The sequence below is a fragment of the Streptomyces sp. NPDC102270 genome (genome assembly GCF_044766405.1).
Taxonomy (GTDB): domain Bacteria; phylum Actinomycetota; class Actinomycetes; order Streptomycetales; family Streptomycetaceae; genus Streptomyces.
Genome location: NZ_JBIWLX010000005.1, coordinates 484,667 through 492,345, shown reverse-complemented (window position 1 = coordinate 492,345; position 7,679 = coordinate 484,667). Strand labels below are relative to the sequence as shown.

General features: G+C 71.4%; 7 protein-coding genes, 1 tRNA gene, 1 pseudogene and 1 riboswitch. Of the genes and pseudogenes, 6 read left to right on the top strand and 3 right to left on the bottom strand.

What is annotated here, in order from left to right:
* The 3 genes and pseudogenes from ACIRP7_RS12615 to ACIRP7_RS12605 form a co-directional block, all read left to right on the top strand.
* Window positions 1–211, top strand: a pseudogene (locus ACIRP7_RS12615) (hypothetical protein); the annotation flags it as partial.
* Between the two features lie 155 nt (window positions 212–366).
* The gene (gene trmB / locus ACIRP7_RS12610; RefSeq protein ID WP_403657067.1) at window positions 367–1,248 is read left to right on the top strand and encodes a tRNA (guanosine(46)-N7)-methyltransferase TrmB; all 882 of its coding nucleotides are present in this window, start codon (window positions 367–369) and stop codon (window positions 1,246–1,248) included.
* 51 nt (window positions 1,249–1,299) lie between these two features.
* Entirely contained in the window at window positions 1,300–2,688 is a 1,389-nt protein-coding gene (locus ACIRP7_RS12605; protein WP_403657064.1) for a PrsW family intramembrane metalloprotease, read from the top strand.
* 16 nt (window positions 2,689–2,704) lie between these two features.
* Here ACIRP7_RS12605 and ACIRP7_RS12600 read toward each other — a convergent pair whose 3' ends face one another.
* The 3 genes from ACIRP7_RS12600 to ACIRP7_RS12590 all read right to left on the bottom strand — a co-directional run bounded on the left by ACIRP7_RS12600 (window position 2,705) and on the right by ACIRP7_RS12590 (window position 5,286).
* Entirely contained in the window at window positions 2,705–3,655 is a 951-nt protein-coding gene (locus ACIRP7_RS12600) for an aldo/keto reductase (RefSeq protein ID WP_403657061.1), read from the bottom strand.
* Between the two features lie 64 nt (window positions 3,656–3,719).
* Window positions 3,720–4,745, bottom strand: coding sequence for a M23 family metallopeptidase (locus ACIRP7_RS12595; protein WP_403657058.1), 1,026 nt, complete (start codon window positions 4,743–4,745; stop codon window positions 3,720–3,722).
* 11 nt (window positions 4,746–4,756) lie between these two features.
* Window positions 4,757–4,914, bottom strand: a riboswitch (cyclic di-AMP (ydaO/yuaA leader).
* A 298-nt stretch (window positions 4,915–5,212) separates the two neighbouring features.
* Window positions 5,213–5,286, bottom strand: a tRNA-Met gene (locus ACIRP7_RS12590).
* 263 nt (window positions 5,287–5,549) lie between these two features.
* Here ACIRP7_RS12590 and ACIRP7_RS12585 point away from each other — a divergent pair.
* The 3 genes from ACIRP7_RS12585 (at window position 5,550) to ACIRP7_RS12575 (ending at window position 7,677) form a co-directional block, all read left to right on the top strand.
* Window positions 5,550–5,816 (top strand): hypothetical protein, encoded by a 267-nt coding sequence (locus ACIRP7_RS12585; RefSeq protein ID WP_403657055.1) that lies wholly within the window; start codon window positions 5,550–5,552, stop codon window positions 5,814–5,816.
* Window positions 5,817–5,887: 71 nt separating this feature from the next.
* Window positions 5,888–7,039, top strand: coding sequence for a histidine kinase (locus ACIRP7_RS12580; protein WP_403657052.1), 1,152 nt, complete (start codon window positions 5,888–5,890; stop codon window positions 7,037–7,039).
* Window positions 7,027–7,677 carry a response regulator gene (locus ACIRP7_RS12575; RefSeq protein ID WP_403657049.1) on the top strand — a complete coding sequence of 217 codons (651 nt, stop codon included), beginning with the start codon at window positions 7,027–7,029 and terminating at the stop codon, window positions 7,675–7,677. Before ACIRP7_RS12580 ends, ACIRP7_RS12575 begins: the two co-directional genes overlap by 13 nt.
* Window positions 7,678–7,679: the final 2 nt, after the last annotated feature.

Sequence of the window (7,679 nt, the reverse complement as noted above, 5' to 3'; positions counted from 1 at the left end):
CCGCCGCCCCGAACGCGCCGGCCCGCACGCCGCCACCCCGGACCGACCGACCCGGACGCCACCACCCGAACCTGACACCCAGACGCCGGGCACCCACCCGCGCCCCGCCGCACGCGCGGCTGATCTGGACGTGCTCCCGCCGCCCCGAACGCGCCGGCCCGCACGCCGCCACCCCGGACCGACCGACCCGGACGCCACCACCCGAACCTGACACCCAGACGCCGGGCACCCGCACACGCCCCGCCCCCGCCGACCCCGCCCCGGACGCCGCCACCCCACGTAACCCCCGAACGTCACCCCACGCACGCCCCCCGCACCACCCCTGCGCAGCATTCATTCCCGCCCCCGCCGTAAAATCGACCCACTGTGTCTGACTCCCTCAACGCTTCCGAAGCCCCCCGCTCCCGGCCCCCCGCCCCCGGCGAGTCCGTTCGGCATGTTCCCGGGGCGTCCGTGCGGCACAGCCGGGCCAAGGGGGAGCCGCGGTTTCCCGATGGGCCCAGTGCTGATCCCGCGGGGTCGCACTTCGAGCGGCGGATCCGGAGTTTCCAGCCGCGGCGGAGCCGGGTGACGGCGGGGCAGGCGGACGCGTTGCAGCGTCTGTGGCCCACGTGGGGGCTCGACATCGACGGGCAGCGCACGATCGACCTCGGTGAGATGTTCGGGAACGACCGTCCCGTCGTACTGGAGATCGGGTTCGGGATGGGTGAGGCCACCGCGCAGATGGCCGCCGCCGACCCCGACACCAACATCCTCGCCGTCGACGTGCACACACCGGGCCAGGGCAATCTGCTCAATCTCGCCGAGCAGCAGAAGCTGTTCAACATCCGGGTCGGCAACGGCGACGCCATCATCCTGCTGCGCGAGATGCTCGGCGAAGACTCGCTCGACGGACTGCGCGTGTACTTCCCCGACCCCTGGCCCAAGAAGCGGCACCACAAACGGCGGCTGATCCAGCCCGAGTTCCTGGACCTGGCCGCGACCCGCCTGCGGCCCGGCGCACTGGTGCACTGCGCGACCGACTGGGAGCCGTACGCCGAACAGATGCTCGAAGTACTCACCGCACACCCGGCCTTCGAGAACACCCGGACCGGCGGCGGTTTCGCGGCGCGTCCGGAGTTCCGGCCGCTGACCCGTTTCGAGGGACAGGGACTGGAGAAGGGACATGTCGTGAACGACCTGCTGTTCCGCCGCGTACAGCACGGCGACCGATCCGACCGACCCGACCAGTCCCCCACCGGCGCCTGAGCACCCCGCCCCGCCTGCGGGCGGCGCCTCTGTCTCGTTAAGGTCGATGCCGTGGCCACCTTTCCCCCGTATCCGACGTACTCCGGTGACCCCACCGGTGGCGGTGCACTGCGGCATGCGCACTGGTGGCAGCGGAAGTGGGTGCGCTACGGCGCGCTCATCACCCTCCTCACCCTGTCCGGGCTCGTCATCCTCGCCCTGGTCCGTCAACAGACCGGTACCGAGGGGTTCCTGGTCGGTCTGGGGCTCGCGGTCCTGCCCGTACCGCTGCTCATAGCCGCGTTCCGCTGGCTCGACCGCGTCGCACCGGGGCCCTGGCGCAATCTGCTGTTCGCCTTCGCCTGGGGCGCCTGCGCGGCCGCGCTGATAGCGATCATCGCCAACAGCTTCGCGACGAAGTGGATAGCGACGGCGACCGCCGACCCGTCCGGCGCGGACACCCTCGGCGCGACCGTGATAGCGCCGATCGTCGAGGAGTCGGCCAAGGCCGCCGCCGTGCTGCTCGTCTTCCTGTTCCGCAGACGGGACTTCACCGGGATCGTCGACGGCGTGGTGATAGCGGGGGTCACCGCCACCGGCTTCGCCTTCACCGAGAACATCCTCTACCTGGGCACCGCCTTCGGCACCGACCAGCTCACCGGCGACCGCGGCATCGCCTCGGTCACCGCCGCGACCTTTTTCGTGCGCGTCGTCATGTCGCCGTTCGCGCACCCCCTGTTCACCGTCCTGACCGGCATCGGCTTCGGCATCTCCGCGCTGTCGGCGGAACGCCAGCACGTACGGCGGGTTCTCGTCCCGCTGTCCGGACTGCTGCTCGCGATGGGCATGCACGCGACGTGGAACGGCTCGTCGACGTTCGGGGAGTACGGCTTCTTCGCGGTGTACGCGATGTTCATGGTGCCGGCGTTCGCGCTGCTGACCTGGCTGGTCATCTGGACACGGCAGCGGGAGCTGAAGACCGTGCGCGAGGAGCTGCCCGCGTACGCCGTCGCCGGGTGGCTGACGCCGACCGAGCCCTATGTGCTGGGCTCGATGCGGGCGCGGCGGGTGGCACGGGACTACGCCCGGCGGCAGTTCGGCGGGCGGGCCGCGGCGCGGGCGGTCTCGCAGTACGAGGCGTACGCGACGTCCTTGGCGTTCCTGCGGCGCCGGGGGCGGCTCGGGCGGGCGAACGCGGACTTCGTCGTACGGGAGCGGGAGTTGCTGCACGAGCTGTGGCGGCGGCGGGATGTCGCGCGGCCCGCGCTGGACCACGCGGCCCGGATCACGGCACCGCCGGTACCGGTGGCCGCGCCGCCCTGGCCGGTGTACGGGGCGTACGGATACGCCGCTCACCCGGCCCAGCCGACGCACCACGGCCACCCCGGCCACCCCGCCCAGCCGACGCCTCCGGTCCACCCGGCGGTGCCGTACCCCGCCTACAACCCGTACCGCACATAGACCGTGCGGCGGAGGGTCAGGCCGACGCCTCCGTCAGGCGCGTCAGCTCCTCCTCCGTCAGGGTCAGGTCGGCCACGCCCAGCAGCGCCGGCAGCTGTTCCACCGTGCGGGCTGACGCGATCGGGGCCGCGACCGTCGGCTGGGCGGCGAGCCAGGCGAGGGCGACCGTGGCGACCGGGACGGTGTGGGACTCGGCGATGTCGTCGAGCGCCGCGAGGACCTTGCGGCCGCGTTCGGTGTCCAGGTGCTTGCCGGCGCCCGTGGCCCGCGCACTGTCGACCGTCGTACCGGGGCGGTACTTGCCGGTGAGGAACCCGGAGGCGAGGGCGTAGTACGGGACCGCGGCGAGGCCCTCCCGGGCCGCGAGCGCCTCCAGTTCACCCTCGTACGTGTCGCGCGAGACCAGGTTGTAATGGGGCTGGAGAGCGACATAGCGCGCGAGGCCCTCGCGGTCGGAGAAGGCGAGGGACTCCGCGAGGCGCGCGGCGGAGATGTTGGAGGCGCCGATCGCCCGCACCTTGCCCGCCTTCACCAGTTCGTCCAGCGCGCCGATGATCTCCTCGACCGGCACCTCGGTCTTGTCGAAGTGGGTGTAGTACAGGTCGATGTGGTCGGTGCCCAGGCGCTTCAGGGAGGCGTCGGCGGCGGCCTTGATGTTCGCCGCCGACAGGCCCTGGTACTGCGGGTGCTGGCTGACCTTCGTGGCGATGACGACGTCGTCACGGTTGCCGCGGGCCGCCAGCCACTTGCCGATGACTGCCTCGGACTCGCCGCCGGAGTTTCCCTCGGCCCACGACGAGTACGAGTCGGCCGTGTCGACGAAGTTGCCGCCGGCCGCGTTGTACGCGTCGAGAACGTCGAAGGAGGTGGCCTCGTCGGCGGTCCAGCCGAAGACGTTGCCGCCGAGGGTGAGCGGAAAGACCTCGAGGTCGGAGGAACCGAGCTTGCGAAGCGGAGAAGAAGTCATGTCCTACGTCAACGCAAGCACCGGACCCCGGTCTTCCGCCACGGCCGCAAAATCGCCGTAAACCTCAGGGAGTGAGCCCCTTGCCGCGCAGCCACGCCATCGGGTCGATCCCGTCGGCCGAGCCGTTCGGGTGGACCTCCAGGTGCAGGTGCGCGCCGGTCACGTTGCCCGTGGCGCCCACGCGGCCGATGACGTCACCGGTGCCGACCTTCTGGCCGACGCTGACGCTGATCGAGGACTGGTGGCAGAACCACAGCTCGGTGCCGTCGTCGAGGGTGAGGATCGTGCGGTAGCCGTAGGAACCGGCCCAGCCGGCCTCGGTGATGGTGCCGCTGTGGATCGCCTTGATCAGCGTGCCCGTGGGAGCGGCGAAGTCGAGGCCCGTGTGGTAACCGGAGGACCACAGCGAACCGGCCTGACCGAAGGTCCCGGTGATGGTGTACGACGAGGTCGGCAGCGTGTACTGCTTGGCGAGCTCGGCCAGGCGCGCGGCCTCGGCCTTCTTCGCGGCCGCCTCCTCCGCCTTCTTCTTCGCGGCGGCGGCCTTCTCCTGGGCTTCCTTCTCCGCCTTGGCGGCGGCCGCGTCGGCCTCCTTCTCGGCGGCGTCCGCGATGGCCTGGGCGTCCTTGGTGTCGAGCTGGTCCTGCTGCAGCTCGGCCTGGGCCAGGATGCGCGAGCGCAGCGCCTCACCGGCGTCCGAGGTGCCCTTGGCGGTGTCGGCGGTGGTGGCGCCGACGCTGCTGAAGGCGCTCGTGTCGTCCGCGGCGGGGGCCGAGTCGTCCGAGATGAGCGAGCCCACGTTGGGCAGGTCGGGCATGGAGATGGAGACCGGCGGCTTGCCGGTGTTGGCGCTGGCCATCCCGCCGGCGCTGACGGCGGCTATGACACCGACGCCCAGAACGGTGGAGCTACGGGCGAACCCTCCGCCACGCTGCTTGGCGACGCGATGCCGGCCTCGTACGGGAGCGAGGGAGTCCGCGGTGGGGTTCCACTCGCCGAGCGGGGCCTCGTCGTCGGCACGGTAGCCGCCGTATACGAGGGTGTCGCTCGGGACGTACGGCGCCTCGGGGGCAGGCGGGTTGAACGCCACGTGGGCGCGCTCCTTTCCTTCCTTCTCGCCTACCGGGTTAGCTGACGGGTTCGGAGCAGGAAGGTCTCCTACGCGCGTATACCGACCGTGCTGCCACGGTGGCGTACGAGCGATTCACCCCAAGTTGGTGGTTCCCCGGTTCCCTTGCGGGATTCGGCGCATGAGCACGGAGCCGTCTCTTGTGACGGCTGGGACGACCGCGCTGCGTTATCGAACGTTAATAGACGCGGGGGCCCGATTCCAAGCTGTTCCGCTTGATCATTAACGAAATCACGCTGGACTTACGGCCCATGAACGCCTAAAAACGGGCGAGTTGACCTTCACTCAAGCCCCACACGGACATTGACGGTATGTCAGCTGTAACGCGGAGGGCGGTCACGCGCTCACCCCGCGTCACATCACGTCACGAAGGGGAAAACACTCAGGGCCGGAGTCCAGTGAACTGGACTCCGGCCCTGAGCCGTGAGTAGCGGGGACAGGATTTGAACCTGCGACCTCTGGGTTATGAGCCCAGCGAGCTACCGAGCTGCTCCACCCCGCGTCGTTGTGTAACCAGCATACGTCATCCGGAGAGTGGTCCACGCCAGGGTTGTTCTCGCCGCCGCACACCCCGGTGGGCGCGGTCCCGGCGACATGGGCGGTCGCCGCGGCGATGGCGTCCGCGGGCTCCCTCTCCCGTACGGCGGCCGGTGTGCAGCAGGGCGGCGGTGTGCCCGGGGCCCAGGCGGCCGGGTGTGGCGCAGGTCCGATCCGCCTGCCGGGAGCGGCGTACCGTGGCGCCCCTCACCAAACCAGGAGGGGACCATGGCGGCAGCCGACGAGCGACCGGTGGAGATCGGCGAGCGGGACATCCCGCTCTCCGGCGGGCGAACGCTGCGGGTGACGGAGTTCGGCAACGGCGGCATCCGGCTGGCGGTGCGGGCCGGCTCGCCCTATGTGGTGACGAGCCTGGAGCAGTTCCACGACGGGACCGTGCTGAAGCTCTCTCCCGGCCGTGAAGGGTCCAACGCCCACAGGAACTGGGTGCGGGACCAGGGCCATGGCGAGAGCGAGGACGGCGGCGGGGAGTGATCCTCGTCCGGGCCCCGATGGTGTAGCGGGCTACACCGTGCGCCCGGGGCCGTTCGTCTAGCGTGAGCCGCATGTGGAAGTCGGTGCAGCGTGCGGCGGTGGCGACCGTGCATCTGGTCGTGGCCGCGGCGATGTGCTTCGGCATGTACCTCTTCATCACCGTGCTGCTGATCGCCGCCATCGGCACGGTCGCCGTGGTCGGCTGCTGGCTGCTGCCCGAGGCCGTGCTGCTGATACGGCGGATCGCCGGCGCCAAGCGGAACCTGACCACCCTGTGGACGGGCCGGGAGATCCCCGAGGCGTACACACCGATGACCGGCACCCTGCGTGAACGGCTGCGCATCTCGGTGCGGGATCCCGGCACGCTCAGGGACCTCCGCTGGATGCTCGCCTACTATCTCTACGGCGCCCTCCTCGCCCTCGCCCTCCCGCTGTGGCCCCTCGGCCTGGTCGTCGACGGCGTGTGGGCCGGGGCGCTGCGCCGCGCCCCGGTCGCCCTGCCGCTGATCGTGCGGCTCGCGGACACCGAGGCCCGCTGGTCGACCGTGCTGCTCATGCCCTCCCCCGAGGCCAGGCTGGCCCGGCGGGTCGAGGAGCTGAGGGAGACCCGGGCCGACGCGATCGCCGCGCACGAGGCCGAACTGCGCCGCATCGAGCGGGACCTGCACGACGGCGCCCAGGCCAACCTGGTGGCGCTGTCGATGCGGATCGGACTCGCCAAGCGGGCCTACGAGCGGGACCCCGACGCCGCCCGCAAACTGCTGGACGACGCCCAGGACCAGGCCGAACAGGCGCTGACGGAGCTGCGGCAGGTGGTGCGCGGCATCCACCCGCCGATCCTCACCGACCGGGGTCTCGTCGGCGCGGTACGGGCGCTCGCCGCGAGCAGCGGGCTCGGCGTGGGAGTGGACGACGGCGGCCTGGACGAGGGCACCCGGGCGCCCGCGGCGGTGGAGGCCGCGGCCTACTTCGTGGTGGCCGAGTCGCTCACCAACGTCGCCAAGTACAGCGGCGCCGACCGGGCCGAGGTCCGGCTGGCCAGGACCCGGCGCGGTCTGACCGTGCGGGTGCGGGACGAGGGCCGGGGCGGCGCCGACGAGTCCGCGGGCTCAGGGCTGCTCGGTATGCGGCGCCGGGTCGCCGCGCTCGACGGGACCTTCGAAGTGACCAGCCCCGTCGGGGGCCCGACCGTGATCGATGTGGAGCTGCCGTGCGTGTGGTGATCGCCGAGGACAACGCCCTTCTGAGAGAGGGGCTCGTCCTTCTGCTGACCTCCTCCGGGCACGAGGTCGTGGCCGTCGTCGGCACCGGCCCCGAGATCCTGCCGGCCCTGCTCGAACACCGGCCCGACGTGGCCGTCCTCGATGTGCGGATGCCGCCCGGGTTCCGCGACGAGGGCCTGCGGGCCGCCCTGGAGGCGAGGGAGCGGATCCCGGGACTCCCGGTGCTGGTGCTCTCGCAGTACGTCGAGGAGTCGTACGCCGCCGAGCTGCTGGCCGGTGGCACCAGCGGGGTCGGCTACCTGCTCAAGGACCGGATCGGCCGGGTCGACGAGTTCCTCGACGCGCTGGAGCGGGTGGTGGCCGGCGGTACGGCGCTCGACCCCGAGGTCGTCACCGAGCTCCTGACCCGGCGCCGCGACACCCCGCTCGACTCCCTCACCCCGCGCGAGCGCGAGGTGCTGAAGCTGATGGCCGAGGGCCACGACAACACGACCATCGCCAAAACCCTCGTCGTCACCGAACGCGCGGTCAGCAAGCACATCGGCAACGTCTTCCTCAAGCTGGGCCTGCCGCCGAGCGACAGCGGCCACCGGCGGGTCCTGGCCGTGCTGGCCTATCTCGCGCACACGCCCAGGTGACG

What these genes read in the sequence shown, in the direction of transcription:
- ACIRP7_RS12600 (WP_403657061.1), bottom strand. Translation starts at nt 3,655, where the DNA reads ATGACTTCTTCTCCGCTTCGCAAGCTCGGTTCCTCCGACCTCGAGGTC.
- ACIRP7_RS12580 (WP_403657052.1), top strand. Translation starts at nt 5,888, where the DNA reads ATGTGGAAGTCGGTGCAGCGTGCGGCGGTGGCGACCGTGCATCTGGTC.
- ACIRP7_RS12585 (WP_403657055.1), top strand. Translation starts at nt 5,550, where the DNA reads ATGGCGGCAGCCGACGAGCGACCGGTGGAGATCGGCGAGCGGGACATC.